Origin of the sequence: Pseudomonas entomophila L48, assembly GCF_000026105.1 — a bacterium.
In the GTDB taxonomy this organism is placed as follows: domain Bacteria; phylum Pseudomonadota; class Gammaproteobacteria; order Pseudomonadales; family Pseudomonadaceae; genus Aquipseudomonas; species Aquipseudomonas entomophila.
This window is the reverse complement of the sequence record NC_008027.1, coordinates 789505-816071: the sequence shown is the minus strand read 5'-3', so window position 1 is coordinate 816071 and position 26567 is coordinate 789505. Positions and strand designations below refer to the sequence as shown.

The window sequence follows — 26567 nt, the reverse complement described above, 5'->3', positions numbered from 1 at the left end:
GTGATTGACTGGGCGGAGCCGGTGGCCCTCGGGTAAAATGCCGGTCAATTTTACAGAATCAGACGGAAAGGGTCAGATTATGCCGCTCAATAACGAGCAGAAGAAGCAATACAAGTCCATTGGTCATGACCTGAAGCCGGTCCTGATCGTTGCTGGCAACGGTTTGAATGAAGGCGTGATCGCCGAACTGGAACGCGCCCTGGTCGACCACGAGCTGATCAAGGTCGAGATTCGTTCGGAAGATCGCGAAGAACGCGCCGAGACCATCGCCGAACTGTGCAAGGCCGGCCGCGCCGAGCTGGTGCAGACCATCGGCAAGAAAGCGCTGATCTACCGCAAGAACCCGCAGCCGAACAAGCAGCTGTCCAACATCCACCGTTACAAGTAACGGTAGCAGGGCTGCTGCGCAGCCCATCGCGACACAAGGCCGCTCCCACAGGGATTGCTCCGACCTACGGCGCAATCCCTGTGGGAGCGGCCTTGTGTCGCGAAAGGGCCGCAAAGCGGCCCCAGCGATCTTGAGCCGTTTACCGGCGCGCCCTGACCGGGACCGGCTGGGCCACCAGCACGATGCCGGAAAAGCCCAGCACCAGGAAACAGAACATCTGCCAACGCTCGCCCACGGAGATCCCGTAGCGCAACGTGTAGTAGCTGACGCAGGCACCAAAGCCGAGCAGCAGCATCTGGCCGCGGAACTGCCGCCACCAGGCCGCCAGGCCGTCCACCCTCGCCAGCACCGCCAGCTGGGTCAACAGCCCGAGCATGGCCACGCCAATCAACCAGCGGTCGATCTGCGCAGCCACGTCGTGCACCAGCAACGGCGCCAGGCCGCTCACCTTGAGCGCCGGCACCAGCCCCACGTGGAACACCCACAGGCCGCCGACCCAGAACACCTGGGCCAGCTGCCAGAGGATACCCTCGAGGGATGGCGCCCGCAGGCGCCGGTCAGATGTGCTTGACTTCGACAATCTCGTACTCGACCGTGCCGCTTGGCGTCTTGACGACGACAGTATCACCTTCTTCCTTGCCGATGATGGCACGGGCAATCGGCGCACCGCTCGAGAGCTTGCCCTGCTTCACGTCGGCTTCATCTTCACCGACGATCTGGTAGGTCACCTCTTCATCGGTTTCAGTGTTGGCCAGCACCACGGTGGTGCCGAAAATCACCTTGCCGGTGTGGGCGATGGTGGTGACGTCAATCACCACCGAGTTCTGCAGACGGCCTTCGATGTCGCGGATACGCGCTTCGACCATGCCCTGCTCCTCACGGGCGGCGTGGTACTCGGCGTTCTCCTTGAGGTCACCCAGCTCGCGGGCCTCACCGATCGCCTGGCTCAGGCGCGGGCGCTCGGTCTTGCTCAGGAACAGATGCTCTTCTTCCAGGGCGCGAGCGCCCTGGACGGTCATCGGGTACTTGGTAATGCTCATGCTTTGAGTCCTGCATGCAGATCCTGCAGGCGACGAACGGTCTTTTCCGGACCGAATTTCAGCGCCTCGCAGATGGCTTCACCAGCCGCAATGGTGGTCGTGCAGTAGATCTTGTGCTGCAGCGCATTGCGACGAATCGAGTAGGAGTCGGCGATCGACTGGCGGCCTTCGGTGGTGTTGATGATCAGCGACACTTCGTCGTTCTTGATCATGTCGACCACGTGCGGACGACCTTCGGTCACCTTGTTCACACGGCGCACTTTCAGGCCAGCCGCTTCGATGACCTTGGCGGTACCGGCAGTGGCGACCACTTCGAAGCCCAGGGCGATCAGGTCGCGGGCAACGCCAGCCACTTGTGGCTTGTCGTCGTCGCGCACGCTGATGAACGCGGTACCGCCGGTCGGCAGCACTTCGCTGGCACCCATCTGGGCCTTGGCGAAGGCTTCACCGAAGCTGTCGCCGACACCCATGACTTCACCGGTGGATTTCATCTCAGGGCCGAGGATCGGGTCAACCCCTGGGAACTTGGCGAACGGGAAGACGGCTTCCTTGACGCTGTAGAAGTTCGGGATGATTTCCTGGGTGAAGCCCAGTTCTTTCAGCGTTTTACCCGCCATGACGCGGGCCGCGATCATCGCCAGCGAAGTGCCGATGCACTTGGAGACGAACGGCACGGTACGCGAAGCGCGCGGGTTGACTTCGATCACGTAGATCTTGTCGCCCTGCAGGGCCAGCTGCACGTTCATCAGGCCAACCACGCCCAGCTCCAGGGCCATCTTCTTGACCTGGACGCGGACTTCGTCCTGCACTTCCTGGCTCAGCGAGTAAGGTGGCAGCGAGCACGCGGAGTCACCGGAGTGAACACCGGCCTGCTCGATGTGCTGCATGATCGCGCCGATCACCACGTCGGTGCCGTCGCAGACCGCATCCACGTCCATCTCGATGGCGCAGTTGAGGAAGTGGTCGAGCAGCACCGGGCTGTCGTTGGAAACCTGTACGGCTTCACGCAGGTAGCGCTTGAGCTCGTCCAGCTCGTAGACGATCTCCATGGCGCGGCCACCCAGCACGTAGGACGGGCGAACCACCAGCGGGTAGCCGATGCCGCCAGCGGCGCTGATGGCTTCTTCTTCGCTGCGCACGGTGGCATTTGGCGGCTGCAGCAGGTTCAGGCGCTGAACCATCTGCTGGAAACGCTCGCGGTCTTCGGCGCGGTCGATGGCGTCCGGGCTGGTACCGATGATCGGCACGCCGGCTTCTTCCAGGGCGCGGGCCAGTTTCAGCGGGGTCTGGCCGCCGTAGTGGACGATGACGCCTTTCGGCTTCTCGACGCGGCAGACTTCCAGCACGTCTTCCAGGGTCAGCGGCTCGAAGTACAGGCGGTCGGAGGTGTCGTAGTCAGTGGAAACGGTTTCCGGGTTGCAGTTGACCATGATGGTCTCGTAACCGTCTTCACGCAGCGCCAGGGCTGCGTGCACGCAGCAGTAGTCGAACTCGATGCCTTGGCCGATACGGTTCGGGCCGCCACCCAGGATCATGATCTTGTCGCGGGTCGACGGGTTGGCCTCGCACTCTTCCTCGTAGGTGGAGTACAGGTAGGCGGTGTCGGTGGCGAACTCGGCGGCGCAGGTGTCGACGCGCTTGTACACCGGGAACACTTCCAGCTTGTGGCGGTGACGGCGCAGGTTCTTGTCGGTGATGCCCAGCAGCTTGGCCAGGCGCTGGTCCGAGAAGCCCTTGCGCTTGAGGCGCAGCATGTAGTCCTTGTCGATCGCCGACAGGGCCAGGGTCTTGACCTTCTCTTCTTCCTTGATCAGATCTTCCATCTGAACCAGGAACCACATGTCGATGCCGGTCAGGGCGAAGATTTCTTCGCAGGTCATGCCGGAACGCATGGCGTCGGCGACGTACCAGATGCGCTCGGCGCCCGGCACGGTCAATTCGCGCTTGAGGATGCTGGCGGCTTCAGGGCTGGCCAGGTCGACTTTCGGGTCGAGGCCGCAGGCGCCGACTTCCAGGCCGCGCAGGGCTTTCTGCAGGGACTCCTGGAAGGTACGGCCGATGGCCATGACTTCACCCACGGATTTCATCTGGGTGGTCAGGCGGGCGTCGGCTTTCGGGAATTTCTCGAAGGCGAAGCGTGGCAGCTTGGTGACGACGTAGTCGATCGACGGCTCGAAGGACGCCGGGGTGCGACCGCCGGTGATGTCGTTCTGCAGCTCGTCGAGGGTGTAGCCGATGGCCAGCTTGGCGGCGATCTTGGCGATCGGGAAGCCGGTGGCCTTCGAGGCCAGGGCGGACGAACGCGAAACGCGCGGGTTCATCTCGATCACGACCATGCGGCCGGTGTTCGGGCAAATACCGAACTGCACGTTGGAGCCGCCGGTCTCGACACCGATTTCACGCAGCACCGCCAGCGAGGCGTTGCGCATGATCTGGTATTCCTTGTCGGTCAGGGTCTGTGCCGGGGCAACGGTGATCGAGTCGCCGGTGTGCACGCCCATCGGGTCAAAGTTCTCGATCGAGCAGACGATGATGCAGTTGTCCTTCTTGTCGCGGACCACCTCCATCTCGTACTCCTTCCAGCCGATCAGCGATTCGTCGATCAGCAGCTCTTTGGTCGGCGACAGGTCCAGGCCACGGGTGCAGATCTCTTCGAATTCTTCACGGTTGTAGGCGATACCGCCACCGGTGCCGCCCATGGTGAACGATGGGCGGATGATGCATGGGAAGCCAAGCTTCTCGAGGACCGCGTTGGCCTCTTCCATGCTGTGGGCGATACCGGAGCGCGGGCACTCCAGGCCGATGTCTTTCATCGCCTTGTCGAAGCGCGAACGGTCTTCTGCCTTGTCGATGGTGTCGGCGTTGGCACCGATCATCTCCACGCCGAACTTCTCCAGAACGCCGTGGCGCTCCAGGTCCAGGGCGCAGTTCAGTGCAGTCTGGCCACCCATGGTCGGCAGGACGGCGTCCGGGCGCTCTTTCTCGATGATCTTGGCCACTGACTGCCACTTGATCGGCTCGATGTAGGTGGCGTCGGCCATGGCCGGGTCGGTCATGATGGTGGCTGGGTTGGAGTTCACCAGGATGACGCGGAAACCTTCCTCGCGCAGGGCTTTACAGGCCTGGGCGCCGGAATAGTCGAATTCGCAGGCCTGGCCGATCACGATCGGGCCAGCGCCGAGAATCAGGATGCTTTTGATGTCTGTACGTTTTGGCATGGTTGTCACTCAAATCCGCGGGTCAGTCGGCAAGCCGTCTTGAACAATCTGGGTCAGGCGCTTCCGGGCGCGGCATTTGCCGGCCCGGGGCCTTGCTGCAGGATGCTCAGCGGCGCTTGGCCATGGCATCGATGAAACGATCGAACAGTGGCGCGACGTCGGTCGGGCCTGGGCTCGCTTCAGGGTGGCCCTGGAAGCTGAACGCGCTCTTGTCGGTGCGCTCGATGCCCTGCAGGGTGCCGTCGAACAGCGACTTGTGGATGGCGCGGACATTGCCCGGCAGGGTGGCTTCGTCGACGGCGAAACCGTGGTTCTGGCTGGTGATCATGACCACGCCGGTGTCCAGGTCCTGGACCGGGTGGTTGGCACCGTGGTGGCCGTGGCCCATCTTCACGGTCTTGGCGCCGGAGGCCAGGGCCAGCAGCTGGTGGCCGAGGCAGATGCCGAACACCGGGATTTCGGTGTCGAGGATCTCTTTGATCGCCTGGATCGCGTAGTCGCACGGCTCGGGATCGCCAGGGCCGTTGGACAGGAACACGCCATCGGGGTTGAGCGCGAGGACTTCGCTGGCCGGGGTTTGCGCCGGCACCACGGTGACGCGGCAGCCACGGGCGACCAGCATGCGCAGGATGTTCAGCTTGACGCCGTAGTCGAAGGCCACGACGTGGTACGGCAGGTCGGCGGCTTCAATGGTCGGGTGGCTGTCGGTCTTCAGCTCCCACACGCTGGAGCGCCACTCGTAGCGCTCCTTGGTGGAGACGACCTTGGCCAGGTCCATGCCTTTCAGGCCCGGGAAGGCGCGGGCGGCGGCGATGGCGGCTTCTTCGCTGATGTTGTCGCCGGCCAGGATGCAGCCGTTCTGGGCGCCCTTCTCACGCAGGATGCGGGTCAGGCGACGGGTGTCGATGCCAGCGATGGCGACAACATTGTGTTCTTTCAGGTAGTCGGGCAGGGACTGGGTGTTACGCCAGTTGCTTGCCAGCAGCGGCAGGTCGCGAATGACCAGGCCGGCGGACCAGACGCGGTTGGATTCGGCGTCTTCCGGGGTGGTGCCGGTGTTGCCGATGTGCGGGTAGGTCAGGGTAACGATTTGCTGGGCGTAGGAAGGGTCTGTGAGGATTTCCTGGTAGCCGGTCATTGCAGTATTGAACACGACCTCACCAACGGTCTGACCGTCGGCTCCAATGGCTTCACCGCGAAAAATGCTGCCATCGGCAAGGGCGAGTATGGCTGGCTTAGTCAAGAAGACCTCCCGTAAATCAAGCCTGAAAGGGCGATCGCAGGTTGCAAAAAAGCGGAATGACGTATGGACACGTCACCCCGCTTTTATGCTGAATTAGTCTGCGCGCTTTTAGTGGACACACTAAAGCTGTAGCTTACAGAAAAATGCGTTTTGGGTCTACCTGGAATGTGTCTCTAAAACACAGGATTGCGACAGGAGTGGGCGCGGCATTGCAGGAGCCACCCCTGTGGGAGCGGCCTTGTGTCGCGAAAGGGCTGCGCAGCAGCCCCGGCAATTCTGAAAAATGCAGAGATCCTGAGGCCGCTGCGCGCCCCTTTCGCGACACAAGGCCGCTCCCACAGGGACGGTGTCAGCGCAGTTCGAGCACGTCCTGCATGTCGTACAGGCCAGGCTCGCGCCCATCCAGCCACAGCGCGGCACGCACCGCGCCCTTGGCGAAGGTCATGCGGCTCGACGCTTTATGGGTGATTTCCAGACGCTCGCCTTCGGCGGCGAACAGCACGGTGTGATCACCGACCACATCGCCCGCACGCACGGTGGCGAAGCCGATGGTCTTGCGATCACGGGCGCCAGTCTGGCCCTCACGGCCGTACACCGCCACTTCCTGCAGGTCACGCCCCAGCGCATTGGCGACCACTTCGCCCATGCGCAACGCGGTACCCGACGGCGCATCGACCTTGTGCCGGTGGTGGGCCTCGATGATCTCGATGTCCACGTCGTCACCCAGCACGCGAGCCGCCATGTCCAGCAGCTTGAGGCTGAGGTTGACGCCAACGCTGAAGTTGGCGGCGAAGACGATCGGGATCTCCTTGCCCGCCTCGGCCAGCAACTGCTTCTCCTCGACGCTGAAACCGGTGGTGCCGATGATCATCGCCTTGCCGGCCTTGCGGCAGAACGCCAGGTTCTTCAGCGTCACCGATGGGTGGGTGAAGTCGATCAGCACATCGAACTCGTCGACCACTTTGGCCAGGTCGTCGCACAGCAGCACGCCGATCCGCCCCAGCGCCGCCAGCTCACCGGCATCCGCCCCGACCAGGGAGCTGTCCGGGCGATCGATCGCCGCGGTCAGCCCGGCGCCCGGGGTTTGCTGCACGGCTTCGATCAGGGTCTTGCCCATCCGCCCAGCCGCGCCCATTACCGCAATACGTCGCATAGCCTGTTCCTTCTCAGAGATCGCCGAAGAAGCGCTTCACACCCTCGAACCAGCCACTGGCCTTGGGCGAATGGGAGCTGTCGCCCTCGAGCGAGTCGCGCAGCTCTTCGAGCAGCTCACGCTGGCGACGACTGAGGTTGACCGGGGTTTCCACCGCCACGCGGCACAGCAGGTCGCCCGCCGCGCCACCGCGCACCGGCGCCACGCCCTTGCCACGCAGACGGAACTGCTTGCCGGTCTGGGTGCCTTCGGGGATTTTCAGCTTCACGCGGCCATCGAGAGTCGGTACTTCCAGCTCGCCACCCAGGGCAGCGTCGGTGTAGCTGATCGGCACTTCGCAATACAGGTGCTTGCCGTCGCGCTGGAAGATGTCGTGCTCGCGCACGTTGATGACCACGTAAAGGTCGCCGGTCGGGCCACCGTGGGTGCCCGCCTCGCCCTCGCCGGACAGGCGGATGCGATCACCGGTGTCGACACCGGCCGGCACCTTGACCGACAGGGTCTTGTACTCTTCGACACGGCCTTCGCCATGGCACGAATTGCACGGGTCGGTGATGATCTTGCCTTGGCCATGGCAGCGTGGGCAGGTCTGTTGCACGGCGAAGAAGCCTTGCTGCATGCGTACCTGGCCGATACCGCCGCAGGTCGGGCAGGTCGACGGGGTCGAGCCCTTCTTCGCACCGGAGCCGTCGCACGGCTTGCAGTTGACCAGCGTGGGGACGCGGATGCTGACCGTGGTGCCACGCACCGCCTCTTCGAGGTTCAGCTCCAGGGTGTAGCGCAGGTCGCTGCCACGCTGGGCGCCGCCGCTGCGCGAACCGCCACGGCCGCCGCCGAAGAAGTCGCTGAAGACATCACCGAAGATGTCGGAGAAATTGGCGCCGCCGAAACCGGCACCGCCGCCACCCATGCTCGGGTCGACGCCGGCATGGCCGTACTGGTCGTAGGCCGCGCGCTTGCTGGTGTCGGACAGCACTTCGTAGGCCTCGTTGGCCTCCTTGAACTTGTCTTCCGACTCCTTGTCACCCGGGTTGCGGTCCGGGTGGTATTTCATCGCCAGACGGCGGTAGGCCTTCTTGAGATCGCCTTCGCTGGCGCCGCGCTCGACACCCAGGACCTCATAAAAATCACGCTTTGCCATAGGTCATATGCACTCTTGGGGGCGTTCGGCATACCTCTGCGCATCTGTGCGCCATGCCGCCAGCACCTGCCGCCATACGCGAATGCGCCCAGACAGATGCTGTAAATAATTCTCGTGTTCCAGACACGCCAACGCGGGAGCAAGCCCCCGCGCGGCGACATCCTACCAGCTCACCGCCAAACGGCGGTGAACCGGCCGACAACATGCAGAAATTACTGCTTGTTGTTGTCTTTTACTTCTTCGAACTCGGCGTCAACCACGTCATCGTGCTTGGCTTCCGGCTCGGCCTGCTGGGCGCCGCCCTGTGGCTGTTCGGCCTGCTGCTCGGCGTACATCTTCTGAGCGACAGGAGCCGAGACCTTGGACAGCTCCTCGACCTTGGCGTCGATGGCGGCCTTGTCGTCGCCCTTGACGGCGGCTTCCAGGGCAACCACGGCCGCTTCGATGGCAGTCTTCTCTTCGGCGGTGACCTTGTCACCGGCGTCAGCGACCATCTTGCGGGTCGAGTGGACCAGCGCGTCACCCTGGTTACGGGCAGCGGCCAGCTCTTCGAACTTGCGGTCTTCCTCGGCGTTGGCCTCGGCGTCACGCACCATGCGCTCGACTTCTTCGTCGGACAGGCCGGAGTTGGCCTTGATCACGATCGACTGAGCCTTGCCGGTGGCCTTGTCTTTGGCGCCGACGTGCAGGATGCCGTTGGCGTCAATGTCGAAGGTCACTTCGATTTGCGGTACGCCGCGCGGTGCTGGCGGAATATCAGCCAGGTCGAACTTGCCCAGCGACTTGTTCTGCGAAGCTTGCTTGCGCTCGCCCTGCAGCACGTGGATGGTCACGGCGCCCTGGTTGTCGTCCGCGGTCGAGAACACCTGCGACTTCTTGGTCGGGATGGTGGTGTTCTTCTCGATCAGCGCGGTCATCACGCCACCCATGGTTTCGATACCGAGAGTGAGCGGGCTGACGTCCAGCAGCAGCACGTCCTTCACGTCACCGGCCAGAACGGCGCCCTGGATGGCGGCACCCATGGCGACGGCTTCGTCCGGGTTGACGTCTTTACGCGCTTCTTTACCGAAGAAGTCGGCAACGGCTTTTTGCACCATCGGCATACGGGTCTGGCCACCGACCAGGATCACGTCGTCGATCTTGCTGGCGTCGATGCCGGCGTCTTTCAGGGCGATGCGGCAAGGCTCGATGGTACGGGTGACCAGGTCTTCGACCAACGCTTCCAGCTTGGCGCGGGAGATCTTCACGTTCAGGTGCTTGGGGCCGGTCGCGTCTGCAGTGATGTACGGCAGGTTGACGTCGGTCGACTGAGCCGAGGACAGTTCGATCTTGGCTTTTTCAGCGGCTTCTTTCAGGCGCTGCAGGGCCAGAGGATCGTTCTTCAGGTCCATGCCGGACTCTTTCTTGAACTCGTCGACGAGGTAGTCGATCAGGCGCATGTCGAAGTCTTCGCCACCCAGGAAGGTGTCGCCGTTGGTGGCCAGTACTTCGAACTGGTGCTCACCGTCGACTTCGGCGATTTCGATGACCGACACGTCGAAGGTACCACCACCCAGGTCATAGACGATGACAGTGTGGTCGCCCTTGGCCTTGTCCATGCCGTAGGCCAGCGCGGCGGCGGTCGGCTCGTTGATGATGCGTTTTACGTCCAGGCCAGCGATACGGCCGGCGTCCTTGGTCGCCTGGCGCTGGCTGTCGTTGAAGTAGGCCGGCACGGTGATGACCGCTTCGGTAACGGGCTCGCCGAGGTAGTCTTCGGCGGTCTTCTTCATCTTTTTCAGCACTTCGGCGCTGATCTGCGGCGGCGCCATGTCCTTGCCGCTGGCTTGTACCCAAGCGTCACCATTGCTGGCCTTGACGATCTTGTAAGGCACCAGCTTGATGTCTTTCTGCACGACTTCTTCGTCGAAGCGGCGGCCGATCAGGCGCTTTACCGCGAACAGGGTGTTGTGCGGGTTGGTGACCGCCTGGCGCTTGGCCGACTGGCCAACCAGGATCTCGCCGTCGTTGGCGTAGGCGATGATCGAAGGGGTGGTACGCGCGCCTTCGGCGTTCTCGATAACCTTGGCGGTGCCGTTTTCCAGCACGGAGACGCAGGAGTTGGTGGTCCCCAGGTCGATACCGATGATTTTACCCATGTTTACTCTCCCGAAACTTGAATTAGGTGGCAGCGGCTACATTGGCCAACTGCGGTAATACTTGAATGCTTGACACCTAGATGGGGATGCCCCGACGGATTTCAAGCCTTCTCATCGATAGAAGGTTGCGCCGGTGCCGGCGACTTGCTGACCACCACCATGGCGGGGCGCAGCAGGCGGCCGTTGAGCAGGTAGCCCTTCTGGAACACCTTGAGCACGCTGTTGGGCTCTACGTCGGCACTTTCCTGCATGGCCATGGCCTGGTGGTGCTCGGCGTTGAACGGCTCGCCGTGCGGCTCGAGGGCTTCCAGGTTGTAGCGCTTGAGGGTGTCGTGGAACATCTTCAGGGTCAGCTCGATGCCTTCGCGCATCGGCTTGATGGTGTCGTCGTCGGCGTTGGACAGTTCCAGGCCACGCTCCAGGCTGTCGATGATCGGCAGCAGGTCGCCGGCGAACTTCTCCAGGGCGAACTTGTGGGCCTTCTCGACGTCCTGCTCGGCACGGCGGCGAATGTTCTGCAGGTCGGCGGCGGCGCGCAGGGACTGGTCCTTGGCGGCGGCCAGCTGCTCCTCGAGCTCCTGGACGCGGGCATCGCCATTCACAGCGCCGGCTTCTTCGGAATTCAGGTTCTTCTCATCCAGCTGTTCGTCAGCCATTAGGTTTCTCCTCCGCAATTTCTGTTGTACGAGCCAGGCTCGCCATGTCTTGCCGGCTATATGGGGCCGGAAAAACCAGGTTCAAGGGGCGAGGTGCTTTTCCACATTCATCGGCGGCTATTGGCAGAGTCGCGAAAAGCACTGTATAAATATCCAGACACGACCCTTCGGGAGCCGCCCCATGCTGGTGCACCTGTCCATCCACAACTACGCCATCGTCGAACACCTCGACCTCGAACTCGCCCGCGGCATGTCCGTGATCACCGGCGAAACCGGGGCCGGCAAGTCGATCATGCTCGACGCCCTCGGCCTGGCCCTGGGCGACCGCGCCGACAGCGGCGTGGTGCGCCCGGGCGCGGACAAGGCCGACATCCTCGCCACCTTCGACCTGGTCGACATCCCCGAAGCCCACGACTGGCTCGCGGAGCGTGACCTGGAGAGCGACGGCCCGTGCATCCTGCGCCGGGTGATCACCGCCGAAGGCCGCAGCCGCGGCTACATCAACGGCACGCCCTGCCCGCTGGGCGACTTGAAGGCGCTGGGCGAGCTGCTGATCGACATCCACAGCCAGCATGAACACCAGTCGCTGCTGAAAACCGACACCCACCGCCGCCTGGTGGACGAGTACGCCGGCGCCACTGATCTCGCACGCCAGGTGCAACTGGCCGCCAAGCGCTGGAACCAGACCCGCCTGGAGCTGGAGCGGCTGAGCAATTCGGGTGACGAGCAGCGCGCGCGCCACCAGTTGCTCAGCTACCAACTCGAAGAGCTGGACAACCTGGGGCTCGGTGAGCACGAACTGGAGCAGCTTGAGCAAGAGCACAAGAACCTGACCAATGCCGAGGCGCTGTTTGGCATCTGCCGCCAGGTCATCGACCAGTGCAGCGAAAGCGATTCGGGCAATGTGCTCAACGCCCTGACCGTCAGCCTCAACCGGCTCACCGCCGTAAATAACGGCCCCAAGGCGCTGGGCGAGGCAGTCAATCTGATCGCCAGCGCGCAGATCCAGGTGGAGGAAGCGGTCGGCGAACTCAATCGTTTCCTCGACCATTTCGACGCCGACCCCATGCGCCTGCAAGCGCTGGAAGAGCGGCTCGACACCATCTACACCCTCGCCCGCAAACATCGCGTGCACCCCACCGAGCTGCCGCACCTGCAACAGCGCTTGATGGAAGAGCTGGAAGGCTTGAACGCCAGCGACGAGTCGATCGAACGCCTGGGCGAAGAGCTGGCCGCCTACGCCCATCACTATAAAGAGAAGGCTTGCGAACTCAGCGCCCTGCGCCAGCAGGCAGCGAAGCAGCTGGCTACGGCCGTCGAGCAGGAGATCCAGCGCCTGGGGATGCCGGGCGGGCGTTTCTGCATCGCGCTCACGCCTTTCGACAACAGCGAGCTTTCACCCCATGGCCTGGAGCAGATCGAGCTGCTGGTCAGCGCCAACCCCGGCCAACCACTCAAGGGGCTGGCCAAGGTCGCGTCGGGCGGCGAGCTGTCGCGCATCAGCCTGGCGATCCAGGTGATCACCGCGCAGACCTCGCGCATCCCGACGCTGGTGTTCGACGAAGTGGACGTGGGCATCGGTGGCCCCACCGCGGAAATCGTCGGCCAGTTGCTGCGCCGGCTAGGTGAACGCGGCCAGGTGCTGACCGTGACCCACCTGCCCCAGGTGGCGGCGCAGGGGCACCACCACCTGTTCGTGCACAAGGTGCGCAACAGTGACACCACCCACACCGCTGTCGCCAGCCTGGGCAAGCGTGAGCGGGTCGAAGAAGTGGCGCGGATGCTTGGCGGGATCGACCTGACCAAGGAATCGTTGGCCCATGCGCGCAAGATGGTGGTGAGCGGCAAGGCTTGAGACCTGCGCGCTTGTAGGAGCGGCTTTAGCCGCGATGCAGGCATCGCGGTGCCTGGCACCCGCTTTGCGGGTGATCGCGGCTGAAGCCGCTCCTACAGGGGCCGCATCAGCCCCCCGAAAAGCACAAAGGCGACCCTAGGGTCGCCTTTGCTGTCGATAACGATCGGAATCGTTACTTCTTCTTACGCACATAGAGGACCAGATTGTGGTCCACCAGCTCGTAGCCGTGCTCGGCCACGATTTCTTTCTGACGGCGTTCGATTTCAGCATCCATGAATTCGATGACCTCACTGGTCTCCACGTTGACCATGTGGTCGTGGTGGCCGCCGTCGGCCAGCTCGAACACCGCGTGGCCGCCGTCGAAGTTGTGGCGAACCACCAGACCCGCCGCTTCGAACTGGGTCAGTACGCGATACACGGTCGCCAGACCGACATCCTCGCCAGCTTCCATCAGCGCCTTGTAGACATCCTCGGCACTCATGTGACGCTGCTCGGTGGAGTCGAGCATCTGAAGGATCTTGACTCGAGGCAGGGTTACCTTGAGGCCCGCTTTGCGCAATTCGCTATTTTCAACCATGGTCAGCTTTCTCGCCGATGCTGCTTCGCAGCTTCTCTTAATACGGGTATGATCGGGGTTTACGTTGTCCAGCCAAGATAGTGGAAGTCGCCCACCGATGCAAAACAACACCAAGCTCTTGCTAACCAGTTTCACTCTCGTGGGACTGCTCGCACTCGCCGGTTGCTCGTTTCCCGGGGTTTACAAAATCGACATCCAGCAGGGCAATGTCGTCACGCAGGACATGATAGACCAATTGCGCCCCGGAATGACCCGTCGGCAAGTAAGGTTTATCATGGGCAACCCGCTGATCCAGGACACCTTCCACACCAACCGCTGGGACTATCTGTATAGCCTGCAGCCCGGTGGCGGCCAGCGTCAGCAAGAACGCATGAGCATCTTCTTCAACGAAAGCGACCAACTGGTCAGCCTGTCCGGCGACTTCATGCCAGGCGTGAGCCGCGACCAGGAAATCCTCGGCGGCAGCGGCGATACCACGGTAAGCCCAGCCAAGCAGCCAAGCCAGCCGCAGGAAAAACCGGCCAAGCCAGGTTCGTTGGAAGACACGCTGCAGAAAGAGATCGACACCATCGAGACCACCCCGGTCCCGACGCCAGCGCCGCTGGAAACCTCGCCGCAATAATCGCGGTGGCAATAAAAAGCCCGGACTGGATCCGGGCTTTTTATTGCCTGTTCGGCAGGCAAGGAGCAGTCAACGTTCGCGTGCCGCCTTGGCTTTGGCCGCTCGTTGCCTGCGAGTTTCCTTGGGGTCGGCCAGCAACGGCCGGTAGACCTCGAGCCGGTCGCCCTCCTCTACCAGGCGCACAGCCGGCTCACTCACCACTTTGCCGAAGATGCCTACAGGGCTGCCAGGCAAATCCAGCCCCGGCACCTGCTCGGCCAACCCGGACAATCGCAGCGCTTCACTCACCGAGGTGCCGGCCGGCACCTCGCACGCCAGCAGCCATTGCCGCTCCGGGGTGGCGTAGACCACCTCGATGCGCAGCGACGTTTCAGCCATGGAGCTGCTTGGCACGCTGGCAAAACGCGTCGACCATGGTATTGGCCGCCTGGTTGAACAGCGGCCCCAGGGTGGCGCGCACCAGCGCCCCGGCGTAATCGAACGACAGGTCGAGGCTGATCTTGCAGGCCTTCTCACCCAGCGGCTTGAAGACCCACACCCCATGCAACTGGCTGAACGGCCCTTCCTCCAGGTTCATCTCGATCGACTGCCCCGGCACCAGCACATTGCTGGTGACAAATTGCTGGCTCATCCCACCCTTGGCCACTTCGAGCCTGGCGCGCATGTGCGTGTCGCTGGCTTCGATCACCGTCGAGGCCGAGCACCAGGGCAGGAACTCCGGGTAGCTGGCCACATCGTTGACCAGGTCGTAGAGCGCCTGGGCAGGGTATGGCAGCAGGGCGGAGCGTTGAATATGGGTAGTCATCCAGGCGTCACTTCCAATCTGGGCGGCGGCGCGTTGCAGCGCCTCGAATACGGTTCTGCGCGGCAGAACGAGGCCTGTATTGTCCGGGATTCACACAACTGGCTCAAGCGCACCTAAACCCCGTAGCCGAGGACGCGGACTCTCCCTATAATGCCGCCCCTATGGCTAAGCAAAAGAAACATCCGACCGGGACCATCGCGCAGAACAAGAAGGCGCGACACGATTACTTCATCGAACACAAGTTCGAGGCCGGGCTGGTCCTGTCCGGCTGGGAAGTAAAGAGCCTGCGGGCCGGCAAGGCGCACCTGACCGACAGCTACGTGCTGCTCAAGGATGGCGAAGCCTGGCTGTTCGGCAGCCACATCACCCCGCTGACCACCGCCAGCACCCACGTCATCGCCGACCCCATCCGCACCCGCAAGCTGCTGCTGAACAAGCGCGAGCTGGAGCGCCTGGAAGCGGCCGTGGCGCAGAAGGGCTACACCTGCGTGGCGATGTCGCTGTACTGGAGCAAGCACCTGATCAAGTGCGAGATCGCGCTGGGCAAGGGCAAGAAGGAGTTCGACAAGCGCGACACCGTGCGCGAGCGCGACTCCAACCGCGAGCTGCAGCGCACCATGCGCAACAAGGGCAAGGAAGAGTAACACCTGCCCTACGCGGTGCCCGTGGGAGCGGCCTTGCGTCGCGATAGGGCTGCGAAGCAGCCCCAGCGATCTTGAGTGATGCAAAGATCCTGAGGCCGCTGCGCGCCCTTTTCGCGACACAAGGCCGCTCCCACAACAACCGTGCATGCCGCAGGCGGCGAGAATCAGCGCCCGCTGCGCCGCTCCGCCCGCGCCACCCGCTGCGCTTGCTGCTGCACTTCTTCCAGCACTTCCTGCACATACAAAATGTGCCGGCTGGACACCTCCCGCGCATCCTCCGCGCGCCCTTCGACAATCGCCTGGTACAACTCGCGATGCTGGCTGATCAGCATGTCGCGCGTCTCGCTGCGCTGTTGGTACATACCGCCGATATTGGTCACCACGTTGCGCTTGAGCAGGTCGAACAGCCCGCGGATGGTGTGCAGCAGCACGGCATTGTGGCTGGCCTCGGCAATGGCCAGGTGGAAGCGCGCATCGGCCGCGCCCTCCTCCGCCCGGTCGACCTCGCCGACACGGTTGTAGCAGTCCTGTAGCGCGTCGAACGCGACCTTCAACCGCTCGCGGTCAGGCTCGGTGGCGCGCTGGGCCGCATAGTAGGCGCATGACGCCTCCAGCGTGTGGCGGAACTCCAGCAGGTCGCGCTGGGCCTCCGGGTTGCGTTCGAGTAGTTGCAGCAACGGGTCGCTGAACGTGGAGCCCAAGGCTTCGGCCACGTAGTTGCCACCACCCTGGCGGCTGACCAGCAGCCCCTTGGCCACCAGCTTCTGGATCGCCTCGCGCAGTGACGGGCGGGACACGCCGAACTGCTCGGCCAGCACGCGCTCGGCGGGCAGGCGCTGCCCCGACGTCAACGTACCTTCGAGAATCATCCCTTCCAACCGATCGACGATGTCGTCGGACAGGCGCCGTTGGCGGACCTGATCAAAAACCATTGCTTGCTCTCCACGTGCCCCGGCACCGATTTCGGGGGCGCTTATTCTGCGCTTATCCGCAGCAGGGTGACAGATGTTCCGCCAGGCAGGGGCCGCCTTGCGGCCCGTTCGCGGCACAAGGCCGCTCCTACACAACAGGCCAAAAAACCCGAATGCGTCGCTACTGCGACCCCATTCATCCAAACGGCCATTCATCGGAGCTCGACCAAAGTTTTGTGTAGGACAAATTGACACAGCCATGACCGGGCTCTTAACCTAGCGCCCAGCCATTGTAAATTGGTCTTACCAATTATCCAATGCCAGTGCCTTGACCAACAACAATTAGGGGCCACCCCATATGCAAACCTGGCAACAACTCTATACCCCGCTTGGTAGCCTTGGCCTGTCCGCGCTGGCGGCGGTCATCCCCATCGTGTTCTTCTTCCTCGCCCTCGCCGTGTTCCGCCTCAAAGGCCACGTCGCCGGCAGCATCACCCTCGCGCTGTCGATCCTGGTGGCGATCTTCGCCTTCCAGATGCCTGTCGACATGGCCCTGGCCGCTGCTGGGTATGGCTTCCTCTACGGCCTGTGGCCGATTGCCTGGATCATCGTCGCCGCGGTGTTCCTCTACAAACTCACGGTCAAGAGCGGCCAGTTCGAAGTGATCCGCAGCTCGGTGCTGTCGATCACCGACGACCAGCGCCTGCAGGTGCTGCTGATCGGCTTCTGCTTCGGTGCCTTCCTCGAAGGCGCGGCCGGCTTCGGCGCGCCGGTGGCCATCACCGCCGCGCTGCTGGTGGGCCTGGGCTTCAACCCGCTGTACGCCGCCGGCCTGTGCCTGATCGCCAACACCGCGCCGGTGGCCTTCGGTGCCCTGGGCATCCCGATCATCGTCGCCGGGCAAGTGACCGGCATCGACGCCTTCCACATCGGCGCCATGACCGGCCGCCAACTGCCGCTGCTGTCGCTGTTCGTGCCGTTCTGGCTGGTGTTCATGATGGACGGCCTGCGCGGCGTGAAAGAGACCTGGCCCGCCGCCTTGGTCGCCGGCGCAAGCTTCGCCGTCACCCAGTACTTCACCTCCAACTTCATCGGCCCGGAGCTGCCGGATATCACCTCGGCCCTGGCCAGCCTGATCGCCCTGACCCTGTTCCTGAAGGTCTGGCAGCCCAAGCGCTCGTTCGCCGAGGCCAAGGGCAGCGTCGGCGCCGCCGCCGTGCAATCGAGCGGCAGCCAGCCAACGCCGTACAGCTTTGGCGAGATCTTCAAGGCCTGGTCGCCGTTCCTGATCCTGACCGTGCTGGTCACGATCTGGACCTTGAAGCCGTTCAAGGCGGCCTTCGCCCCGGGCGGCGCGATGTACAACTTCGTGTTCAACTTCGCCATCCCGCACCTCGACCAGTTGGTGATCAAGACCGCGCCGATCGTCACCGCGCCGACCGCCATGCCGGCGGTGTTCAAGCTCGACCCGATCTCCGCCACCGGCACCGCGATCTTCCTCTCGGCACTGATCTCGATGTGGGTGCTGAAGATCAACCTCAAAACTGGTCTGACCACTTTCAAAGAGACCTTCTGGGAACTGCGCTGGCCGATCCTGTCGATCGGCATGGTGCTGGCCTTCGCCTTCGTCACCAACTACTCGGGCATGTCCTCGACCATGGCCCTGGTACTGGCCGGCACCGGCGCCGCGTTCCCGTTCTTCTCGCCGTTCCTGGGTTGGCTGGGCGTGTTCCTGACCGGTTCCGACACCTCGTCCAACGCCCTGTTCAGCTCGCTGCAGGCCACCACCGCGCACCAGATCGGGGTCAACGACACCCTGCTGGTGGCGGCCAACACCAGCGGCGGCGTGACCGGCAAGATGATCTCGCCACAGTCGATCGCCGTGGCCTGCGCCGCCACCGGCCTGGTGGGCAAGGAGTCCGACCTGTTCCGCTTCACCGTCAAGCACAGCCTGTTCTTCGCCACCATCGTCGGCCTGATCACCCTGATCCAGGCCTATTGGCTGACCGGCATGCTGGTTCATCACTAAAGTGAAAGGGCCCGGGCGCCAGCGAGCGCCCGGCATCACCTTCAACCCACGCTGCGAGAATCCATGATCATTTCCGCCTCCACCGACTATCGCGCCGCGGCCCAACGCAAGCTGCCCCCCTTCCTCTTCCACTACGCCGACGGCGGTGCCTACGCCGAGCACACCCTGCGCCACAACGTTTCCGACCTGGCTAGCATCGCCCTGCGTCAGCGCGTGCTGAAGAACATGTCGGACCTGAGCCTCGAGACCCGGCTGTTCGACGAAACCCTGAGCATGCCCGTGGCCCTGGCCCCGGTCGGCCTCACCGGCATGTACGCCCGCCGCGGCGAAGTGCAGGCGGCGCGTGCGGCGGCGGCCCATGGCATCCCGTTCACGATGTCGACGGTGTCGGTGTGCCCGATCGAGGAAGTGGCCCCGGCCATCGACCGGCCGATGTGGTTCCAGCTGTATGTACTGAAAGACCGCGGCTTCATGCGCAACGCCCTGGAGCGGGCGAAAGCGGCCGGCGTGAAAACCCTGGTGTTCACCGTCGACATGCCCGTGCCCGGCGCCCGCTACCGCGACGCCCACTCCGGCATGAGCGGCCCGAACGCGCCGCTGCGCCGCGTGTGGCAGGCCATGACCCACCCGCAGTGGGCGCTGGATGTCGGCCTGCTCGGCCGCCCGCATGACCTGGGCAACATCTCCAAATACCGGGGCAACCCCACGGGCCTGGCCGACTACATCGGCTGGTTGGGCAACAACTTCGACCCGTCCATCTCCTGGAAAGACCTGGAGTGGATCCGCGAATTCTGGGACGGCCCGATGATCATCAAGGGCATCCTCGACGCCGACGACGCCCGCGACGCGGTCAAGTTCGGTGCCGACGGCATCGTCGTTTCCAACCACGGCGGCCGCCAGCTCGACGGCGTGCTGTCCAGCGCCCGCGCCTTGCCGGCGATCGCCGATGCGGTGAAGGGCGACATCAAGATCCTCGCCGACTCCGGCATCCGCAGCGGCCTCGACGTGGTGCGCATGATCGCCCTGGGCGCCGACACCGTGCTGATCGGCCGCGCCTTCCTCTATGCCCTGGCCACCCACGGCGAGGCCGGGGTGAAGAACCTGCTGGCGCTGTTCGAGAAAGAAATGCGCGTGGCCATGGTGCTGACCGGCGCCAAGTCCATCAGCGAGATCACCCGCGACTCGCTGGTCCGCGAACTGGGCGCCTGAACGCGCCCGCCAACGCCTGATTGCCCGGGGCACGCCGCGCACAAGACGCCGCGGCCCCGCGAGGAGACTGCATGAGCCTGCCCGCCGCGTTCCTGCGTGATGCCGAGCGCCTGATCCCCGCCGAACGCCGCTTCGACGACCCGACCTCGACCCTGGCCTTTGGCACCGACGCCAGTTTCTACCGGCTGATCCCCAAGCTGGTGGTGCGGGTGGAGTCCGAGGACGAAGTGGTCGCCCTGCTGCAGCTGGCCCAGCGCGAACGCGTGCCAGTGACCTTCCGCGCCGCCGGCACCAGCCTGTCGGGCCAGGCCATCAGCGACTCGGTGCTGATCGTGCTCGGTGACAACTGGAATGGCCGCGAGATCCGCGGCCAGGGCACGCAGATCCGCCTGCAACCCGGCGTGATCGGCGCCCAGGCCAACGCCTGGCTCGCCCCCTTCGGGCGCAAGATCGGCCCGGACCCTGCCTCGATCAACGCCTGCAAGATCGGCGGCATCGTCGCCAACAACGCCAGCGGCATGTGCTGCGGCACCGCGCAAAACACCTACCACACCCTCGCCGGCCTGCGCCTGGTGCTAGCCGACGGCACCCGCCTGGACAGCGAAGACCCAGCCAGCGTCGCCGCGTTCGAGCAAAGCCACGCCGGCCTGCTGCACGAACTGGCCCGCCTTGGCCGCGAGACCCGCGCCAACCTTGAGCTGGCCGACCGTATCCGACACAAGTACCGACTGAAGAACACCACCGGTCTGTCACTCAACGCACTGGTGGACTACGACCAGCCACTCGACATCCTGCAGCATCTGCTGGTCGGCTCCGAAGGCACCCTCGGCTTCATCAGCGCCGTCACCTACGACACCGTGCCCGACCACCCGCACAAGGCCAGCGCGCTGCTGGTATTCCCCAGCGTGGAAAGCTGCTGCCGGGCGGTGACCCTGCTCAAACCGCAGCCGGTGTCCGCCGTGGAGCTGCTCGACCGCCGCAGCCTGCGCTCGGTGCAGGACATGCCCGGCATGCCGGCCTGGGTGAAAGGCCTCTCGGCCAACGCCTGCGCCCTGCTGATCGAGTCCCGCGCCGCCAGCCAGAGCCTGCTGCACGAACAGCTCGACCAGGTGATGGCGTCCATCGCCGAGTTCCCGCTGGAGCAGAAAGTCGCCTTCAGCGAAGACCCGACGGTGTACAACCAGCTGTGGAAAATCCGCAAGGACACCTTCCCCGCCGTCGGCGCCGTGCGCCAGACCGGCACCACGGTGATCATCGAGGACGTGACCTTCCCCGTCGAGCAACTGGCCGAGGGCGTCAACCGCCTGATCCAGCTGTTCGACAAGCACCGCTACGACGAGGCGATCATTTTCGGCCACGCCCTGGAAGGCAACCTGCACTTCGTCTTCACCCAGGGCTTCAACAGCGCTGAAGAAGTCGCCCGCTACCAAGCCTTCATGGACGACGTGGCGCAACTGGTGGCGGTGGAGTTCGGTGGCTCGCTCAAGGCCGAGCACGGCACCGGGCGCAACATGGCGCCCTTCGTCGAGCTGGAATGGGGCAAGGACGCCTACCAGCTGATGTGGCAGCTCAAGCGCCTGCTCGACCCCAACGGCATCCTCAACCCCGACGTGGTGTTGAGCAGCGACCCGGACATCCACCTGAAAAACCTCAAGCCGCTGCCCGCTGCCGACGAGATCGTCGACAAGTGCATCGAGTGCGGCTTCTGCGAACCGGTGTGCCCGTCCAAAGGGCTGACCCTCAGCCCCCGCCAGCGCATCGTCATGTGGCGCGACATCCAGGCCAAGAAACGCGCCGGCGCGGACACCCGCGAACTGCTGCGCACCTACCAGTACCAAGGCCTCGACACCTGCGCCGCCACCGGCCTGTGCGCCCAGCGCTGCCCGGTGGGCATCAACACCGGCGAGCTGGTGAAGAAGCTGCGCGGCCAGGCCGCCGAGCATGGCAAGGCCGCCGACTGGCTGGCCGAGCATTTCCACACCACCCTGCGCGGCGCCCGCTTCACCCTGGCCGCCGCCAACGGCGCGCGCAAGCTGCTCGGCGCCCCACGCATGAGCCGCCTGAGTGCCAGCCTGAGCAAGGCCAGCAAAGGCCGCCTGCCGCAGTGGACCCCCGCCATGCCACAGCCGCTGCGCGCCATCGAATTCAGCGCACCGAGCCACGACGCCCGCCCCCGCGTGGTCTACCTGGCCGCCTGTGTTTCACGGGTGATGGGCCCCGCCTACGCCGACCGCGAGCAAAGCTCGCTGCTGGACAAGACCCGCGCCCTGCTCGAGAAAGCCGGTTACCAGGTGGTGTTCCCGGACAACGCCGACAGCCTGTGCTGCGGCCAGCCGTTCGCCTCCAAGGGCTACCCCGAGCAGGCCGAGCACAAGCGCCAGGAGCTGATCACCGCGCTGCTGCACGCCAGCCGCGGCGGCCTCGACCCGATCTACTGCGACACCAGCCCCTGCACCCTGCGCCTGGTGCAGGACCTGGGCGAAACCCGGCTGGACCTGTACGACCCGGTGCGCTTCATCCGCACCCACCTGGTCGACAAACTGGAGTTCACCCCCCAGGACGAGCCGGTGGCGGTGCACGTGACCTGCAGCACCCAGCACCTGGGCGAGAGCCAGGCGCTGATCGACCTGGCGCGGCGCTGCAGCAAGCAGGTGGTGATCCCCGAGGGCATTCACTGCTGTGGCTTTGCCGGGGACAAAGGCTTCACCACCCCGGAGCTTAACGCCCACTCGCTGCGCACGCTCAAGGACGCGGTGCAGTATTGCAGCGAAGGGATCTCCACCAGCCGCACCTGCGAGATCGGCTTGTCGAGCCATAGCGGCATCGACTATCACGGCCTCGTGTACCTGGTGGACCGCGTAACGCGGGCCCGCGCGATCTGAAATCGCCCGGGCCACGGACGCAAATCAGCCTTGTGCCGGCTTTGCCGGCCAATTCGCGGATAAATCCGCTCCTACAGGTAAGGCGCCGACGCCAAGGCCGGCACGCCCCCTGTAGGAGCGGATTTATCCGCGATCACCGGCAAAGCCGGTGCCATCCCCCGCAGTGCCGGCTTCACGTCTAAACCCGCCACCAAAGCCTTGTGCACTACCCCCTCGTAGGAGCCGGCCTTGCCGGCGAACCACCCTCAAGCCGTACGACATTTCCGAACCTGCAACCAAATGCTTCAAGCCAAACCAGCTTGGGACCTATCCTACGCACCTGTCGGAAGCCGTCACGTAGCCGGGGAAATACCCCAGGGATAACGTCACTCCGTCGCCACATGTGGTGACCGGGGTGTGAGAACCCCGAAGCTCAAGAAATTCGGCCTTCCTTCCATGGCAGCCGTGTGCGGGCAGGCTTCGGTCTGACCGGGTTTCTTGTGCCCCGGATTCTCACCCTGTTCACGGCTGCCACCCTTTGTCTTGTGAGAATTGCCTTGGGGTGGTGCTTCCTTGAGACAGCACAAGAGTTCCAACAATGAAAAAGCTCGTCCCAGACCCACCCCACATAGCGTCCTACCTCACCATCTCCCCCACCCTCACCCGCGAAGAAGCCATGGCCTCTGCCGTCGAGGTAGCCACCGCCATTTCCGATGTACTCGATGTCTACTTCAAGACCGAACCCGGCGCCTACCGCGACCGCCTGTTCACCGCCAGCGACTACCTCGGCCAGCTCGCCTGCGCGCTGCTCGAACACAAGCCAGGAGCGCAGCCATGACCGTTACCCCAGGAAAGACCCGCTGCATGGACATGTTCAGCGTGCAGCCCGACATCCCGTTCGCAGATGCCTTCAGCGAGTTGTCGGTACTGCTCGGCTGCATCCGCCACCTGACCTGTGAAGCCGAGATGGAAGGCGACCTGCTCCCCGGCAGTTCGGCGCGCATCCTCAGCGCCATGGCCAAGGCCCTGATCGACGATATGGAGCTAGCCTTGGAGAAATCCGCCAACTAAGCCACCACCTCTCCCCTGTGGGAACAACTGTCTTCTTTGTGGGAGCTGGCCCTGCTGGGATAGACCACAGAGTGCCCCTGGCCCGGCCTTGCCGGGCATCGCCAGCAAGGCTGGCTCCTACAGGTTTGCAGTGAGGCTCAGGCATAGCGCGGCCCATGTGGGAGCGGCCTTGTGTCGCGAAAGGGCCGCAAAGCGGCCCCGGCGATCTTTGCTCAACACTGAAACCCGGGGGCCGCTGCGCGCCCTTTCCGATCGGTCCGACGCCTCGGTAAGGCCGCTCCCACAGGCCAGCATGCTTCACAACTCCGATGGAACCCCCGCCAACCCCGCACAGTCCACCCTTCAGGCCCACCCTCCAGAGGCCTAACGAGGAGACACCCATGAAAGGCACTGCGCTATCCGCCCTGTTCGCGGCCGCAACCCTGCTGGCCTCGCCCGTCTTCGCCGCCGACGACCTGTGCGCCCTGAACCTGCAAAAGATCGACGACGCCATGGCCACCGCCGGCGCCACCTCCGAAGGCCTGGACAAGGCCCTCACCGAGCACGTGGACAAAGCCAAGGCCGCCCAGGCCTCCGGCGACACCAAGGAATGCATCGCCATCACCAGCAAGGTGCTCGAGCGCCTGGAGAAAACCGAGAAAGGCGGCAGCGGCACCTGAAACCGCCCGCCTGTCGACGCGGCGCGCGCAAAGGCGTATACTCCGCCTCACGCGCCGTAAGGTGCGGTCAGCTAGAGCTGAGTGTGGGGCCGATTAGGATTCGACGCCGGTAGCGAAACTCTAGGTGCATGCCGAGTTGGTAACAGAACTCGTAAATCCACTGTTGCAACTTTCTATAGTTGCCAATGACGAAAACTACGAGGGCTACGCTCTCGCTGCGTAAGCAGCTGAGCCCGCTCTCCTGGTAGCTTCGGCTCCAGCAATCATCAGGGGATGCCTGTAAACCCGAAATGATTGTCATACAGAACAGGATCGTCGTGCAGCACGTTGGGGGCGAAGCGACTAAAACTTACCCAACTCATCCAAAGCACCCTGCCCGTCGGGCGGCTGCGGATTAAATCAGTAGACACGGCTAAGCATGTAGTACCGACAGCGGAGTACTGGCGGACGGGGGTTCAAATCCCCCCGGCTCCACCAAATCCAAAGAAGAAGACGCCCTCGGGCGTCTTTTTTTGTGCCTGGAATCTGGTAAATACACAGCCTCCAAGACGGTCATTTTTTCCTTTCCAGCGGCGTAGGCAATTTCCCGCAACGTCCGTTGCCTTTTCCCAGCCATCCCCAGCTTGCATAAGCAGGCCCTAAGGAATAAATTCCCTCCGTCGCGGCCATTTCCGCAACCGGGTTTGGCGACCCGACCGAAAAAGGCGCAACGGCGCCCCGACCACGATTGCAGGCGCTTTTTTTGTGTCCGCAGTTTCGTGTAATGGCGGCTGTGCGTGGGAGACCTTCGGGTCTGCCGGGTTCCTTTTCCTCGGTTCGCCAACCTGCGTACAGCTGCCACCCTATTCGTTTGGCGACGATGGTGTGGTGCTTCAACCGAAAAGGACCTCATGCATGCATTTCGCAAATCTGTACAGGATCCTCGCATCCGCTCTCCGCCGGCCATCCCCCGTGGCGACCCTATCCCCAACCTTTTACCCGATCGACAGCCAGTCCTTCGCCACCCGCGCCAACCGGGAGGTGCCCCATGACTGACCATGAACGCCTGTCTACCCTCCAGAGCTACGTCTAGACTCTCGAATTGCTCGGTGAGGCGCTGGTCCAGCATGACGAGGTGCTGGAGTGCGAGCACAACCCGCAGTTGAGCTTTCGTAACACGGCGGGGATTCACCAGGCGATCCGCATCATCAGCCGGTTGGCCAGTGAGCAGGTTGGGAAGCTGGAGGCGATGAAGGAGGAGGATTGAGCTTAAGTTGGCCCGGGAGAGTTGCCGCTACGGTGATGGTTTACGGGCTTACCGCTTAATCTATTCTTCGCACATCCTGCCCAAGGTTTTAAGCTGCCCGATCCATCCCGGACGTGCCGAAACCTTGGGCGTTTTGCTATCTGGTGGAAGAAGAACGTAAGCTTCCGCCCAACTCAGTACGATGGCGGGACTAGTAGCTAACGGCATTGTGCTCCACGACTCCCGCAAAAGACCTGTAGCGGCGATTATCGCTGCTCAATGCAAGAGGTTTCGGATGCAGCAACAGGAATTCATCACGCTAAAAGTGTTTGGAGATCTGCTTGAGGGGCAGGTGCACCCTGTCATCTTGGCGACTGAAACTGAATTTTTTTCTGAACCGCAGGGTGTAGGCACCGCATTTGTGCTTGAGCATGCTGGCGAGTTGTTCCTCATCTCAGCGCAGCATGTGCTGAATAGTCAGCAGGCACAGCATCACGACTTACGCATTCTGCTTCGCAATGCCCCCATCTCAATCCAGTTCGACCGCCGCGCAGTCTTTCAAGACGAGTTAGATCCAGACCCTAGCTCCGATATTGTCATCATGCGTATCGCTGAATCACAGCATGATGCCTTGTTCGCTGCGGGCTTGGCATGTGTGCGCGCAACAGACTACATCGAGTCCGATCGGATGAGCGAAGTCGAAATTTTCCGGATTATCGGCTATCCAGACCAAGACAGAGAGTATGACTACGGCAAAAACATTCTTTCAGCGGTCATCTGGTGCGTGAATGGCGTTCTGACGGAGCCTTCATATCCCGGACTTATAAGAGTGAAAGTCTTTGGTAAACGACCTCGAAAGTTTCGCGGAATGAGCGGGGCGTTTGTGATGGCGGAGACAAATGACGAGTGGAAATTTGCAGGAATGGTTACACTCGCAAGCGACACGGAAGGTCTGCTTAACTTCATTCCTGCTGAAAATATAGCCTACTACCTCGACAAGATGCTCTTGTTAGAAATGGAAGGCATGTTTCTCTCAGAAGACTTACAAAATTAGCCCAAAACTTTTTGGTGAGCGAACTCTTGCTTGCGCTTCAAGAGTCGAAAGTAGTCGGTTATGATCGG

Annotated in this window: 24 protein-coding genes and 1 other RNA gene; 13 read left to right on the top strand and 12 right to left on the bottom strand. The window is 63.2% G+C overall.

Translation table 11 applies throughout. The annotated features are described in order from the left end of the window. Positions 1-79 precede the first annotated feature (79 nt). A complete protein-coding gene (gene yhbY / locus PSEEN_RS03625; protein ID WP_003249945.1) occupies positions 80-388 on the top strand; it encodes a ribosome assembly RNA-binding protein YhbY in 309 nt (102 codons plus the stop codon). 139 nt (positions 389-527) lie between these two features. Here yhbY and PSEEN_RS03620 read toward each other — a convergent pair whose 3' ends face one another. The 8 genes from PSEEN_RS03620 to grpE all read right to left on the bottom strand — a co-directional run bounded on the left by PSEEN_RS03620 (position 528) and on the right by grpE (position 10977). Continuing rightward, a complete protein-coding gene (locus tag PSEEN_RS03620; protein ID WP_011532132.1) occupies positions 528-968 on the bottom strand; it encodes a hypothetical protein in 441 nt (146 codons plus the stop codon). Next, positions 946-1428 (bottom strand): transcription elongation factor GreA, encoded by a 483-nt coding sequence (gene greA, locus PSEEN_RS03615; RefSeq protein ID WP_011532131.1) that lies wholly within the window; start codon positions 1426-1428, stop codon positions 946-948. Before greA ends, PSEEN_RS03620 begins: the two co-directional genes overlap by 23 nt. After that, the gene (carB, locus tag PSEEN_RS03610) at positions 1425-4646 is read right to left on the bottom strand and encodes a carbamoyl-phosphate synthase large subunit (RefSeq protein ID WP_011532130.1); all 3222 of its coding nucleotides are present in this window, start codon (positions 4644-4646) and stop codon (positions 1425-1427) included. The genes greA and carB overlap by 4 nt, the downstream gene beginning before the upstream one ends. A gap of 106 nt (positions 4647-4752) precedes the next feature. Continuing rightward, positions 4753-5889 carry a glutamine-hydrolyzing carbamoyl-phosphate synthase small subunit gene (carA, locus tag PSEEN_RS03605; protein WP_011532129.1) on the bottom strand — a complete coding sequence of 379 codons (1137 nt, stop codon included), beginning with the start codon at positions 5887-5889 and terminating at the stop codon, positions 4753-4755. A gap of 349 nt (positions 5890-6238) precedes the next feature. Further along, positions 6239-7042: a 4-hydroxy-tetrahydrodipicolinate reductase gene (dapB, locus tag PSEEN_RS03600; RefSeq protein ID WP_011532128.1), complete on the bottom strand. Its 804-nt coding sequence runs from the start codon at positions 7040-7042 to the stop codon at positions 6239-6241. A 13-nt stretch (positions 7043-7055) separates the two neighbouring features. Further along, positions 7056-8183, bottom strand: coding sequence for a molecular chaperone DnaJ (gene dnaJ, locus PSEEN_RS03595; RefSeq protein WP_011532127.1), 1128 nt, complete (start codon positions 8181-8183; stop codon positions 7056-7058). Between the two features lie 212 nt (positions 8184-8395). Beyond that, positions 8396-10321, bottom strand: coding sequence for a molecular chaperone DnaK (gene dnaK / locus PSEEN_RS03590; protein WP_011532126.1), 1926 nt, complete (start codon positions 10319-10321; stop codon positions 8396-8398). A 101-nt stretch (positions 10322-10422) separates the two neighbouring features. Continuing rightward, positions 10423-10977, bottom strand: coding sequence for a nucleotide exchange factor GrpE (grpE, locus tag PSEEN_RS03585; protein ID WP_011532125.1), 555 nt, complete (start codon positions 10975-10977; stop codon positions 10423-10425). Between the two features lie 181 nt (positions 10978-11158). Between grpE and recN the strand changes: the two genes are divergently transcribed. Then, positions 11159-12832, top strand: a complete 1674-nt coding sequence (recN, locus tag PSEEN_RS03580; protein WP_011532124.1) for a DNA repair protein RecN — start codon at positions 11159-11161, stop codon at positions 12830-12832. Positions 12833-13004: 172 nt separating this feature from the next. Here recN and fur read toward each other — a convergent pair whose 3' ends face one another. Next, positions 13005-13409, bottom strand: a complete 405-nt coding sequence (gene fur, locus PSEEN_RS03575; protein ID WP_008096237.1) for a ferric iron uptake transcriptional regulator — start codon at positions 13407-13409, stop codon at positions 13005-13007. A gap of 97 nt (positions 13410-13506) precedes the next feature. Here fur and PSEEN_RS03570 point away from each other — a divergent pair, with 97 nt between their 5' ends. Then, positions 13507-14031: an outer membrane protein assembly factor BamE gene (locus tag PSEEN_RS03570; protein ID WP_011532123.1), complete on the top strand. Its 525-nt coding sequence runs from the start codon at positions 13507-13509 to the stop codon at positions 14029-14031. A gap of 69 nt (positions 14032-14100) precedes the next feature. Here the strand turns inward: PSEEN_RS03570 and PSEEN_RS03565 are convergent, their stop codons facing one another. Both PSEEN_RS03565 and PSEEN_RS03560 read right to left on the bottom strand, forming a co-directional pair. Then, positions 14101-14409: an RnfH family protein gene (locus PSEEN_RS03565; protein WP_011532122.1), complete on the bottom strand. Its 309-nt coding sequence runs from the start codon at positions 14407-14409 to the stop codon at positions 14101-14103. Next, a complete protein-coding gene (locus PSEEN_RS03560) occupies positions 14402-14836 on the bottom strand; it encodes a type II toxin-antitoxin system RatA family toxin (RefSeq protein ID WP_011532121.1) in 435 nt (144 codons plus the stop codon). The genes PSEEN_RS03565 and PSEEN_RS03560 overlap by 8 nt, the downstream gene beginning before the upstream one ends. Before the next feature lie 161 nt (positions 14837-14997). Between PSEEN_RS03560 and smpB the strand changes: the two genes are divergently transcribed. Continuing rightward, positions 14998-15480, top strand: coding sequence for an SsrA-binding protein SmpB (gene smpB / locus PSEEN_RS03555; RefSeq protein WP_011532120.1), 483 nt, complete (start codon positions 14998-15000; stop codon positions 15478-15480). 164 nt (positions 15481-15644) lie between these two features. Here smpB and PSEEN_RS03550 read toward each other — a convergent pair whose 3' ends face one another. Next, on the bottom strand, positions 15645-16412 hold the full coding sequence (locus tag PSEEN_RS03550; protein WP_011532119.1) for an FCD domain-containing protein: 768 nt from the start codon (positions 16410-16412) through the stop codon (positions 15645-15647). A gap of 337 nt (positions 16413-16749) precedes the next feature. On the opposite strand from PSEEN_RS03550, the gene PSEEN_RS03545 reads away from it, so the two are divergent. From PSEEN_RS03545 to PSEEN_RS03510, 9 genes are all read left to right on the top strand, one after another. Continuing rightward, a complete protein-coding gene (locus PSEEN_RS03545) occupies positions 16750-18420 on the top strand; it encodes a lactate permease LctP family transporter (protein ID WP_011532118.1) in 1671 nt (556 codons plus the stop codon). A 63-nt stretch (positions 18421-18483) separates the two neighbouring features. Beyond that, positions 18484-19629, top strand: a complete 1146-nt coding sequence (gene lldD, locus PSEEN_RS03540) for an FMN-dependent L-lactate dehydrogenase LldD (protein WP_011532117.1) — start codon at positions 18484-18486, stop codon at positions 19627-19629. A 71-nt stretch (positions 19630-19700) separates the two neighbouring features. After that, positions 19701-22511 carry an FAD-binding and (Fe-S)-binding domain-containing protein gene (locus PSEEN_RS03535; RefSeq protein ID WP_011532116.1) on the top strand — a complete coding sequence of 937 codons (2811 nt, stop codon included), beginning with the start codon at positions 19701-19703 and terminating at the stop codon, positions 22509-22511. 577 nt (positions 22512-23088) lie between these two features. Beyond that, on the top strand, positions 23089-23328 hold the full coding sequence (locus tag PSEEN_RS03530) for a hypothetical protein (RefSeq protein WP_011532114.1): 240 nt from the start codon (positions 23089-23091) through the stop codon (positions 23326-23328). Next, on the top strand, positions 23325-23561 hold the full coding sequence (locus PSEEN_RS03525) for a DUF3077 domain-containing protein (protein ID WP_231845293.1): 237 nt from the start codon (positions 23325-23327) through the stop codon (positions 23559-23561). The genes PSEEN_RS03530 and PSEEN_RS03525 overlap by 4 nt, the downstream gene beginning before the upstream one ends. Before the next feature lie 380 nt (positions 23562-23941). Beyond that, entirely contained in the window at positions 23942-24220 is a 279-nt protein-coding gene (locus PSEEN_RS03520; RefSeq protein WP_011532112.1) for a hypothetical protein, read from the top strand. Positions 24221-24305: 85 nt separating this feature from the next. Next, positions 24306-24697, top strand: a transfer-messenger RNA (tmRNA) gene (gene ssrA / locus PSEEN_RS25940). A gap of 604 nt (positions 24698-25301) precedes the next feature. Beyond that, complete coding sequence (locus PSEEN_RS03515; RefSeq protein WP_231845292.1) at positions 25302-25466, top strand: hypothetical protein; 165 nt, start codon at positions 25302-25304, stop codon at positions 25464-25466. Positions 25467-25740: 274 nt separating this feature from the next. Further along, entirely contained in the window at positions 25741-26499 is a 759-nt protein-coding gene (locus PSEEN_RS03510; protein WP_011532111.1) for a hypothetical protein, read from the top strand. Positions 26500-26567 lie beyond the last annotated feature (68 nt).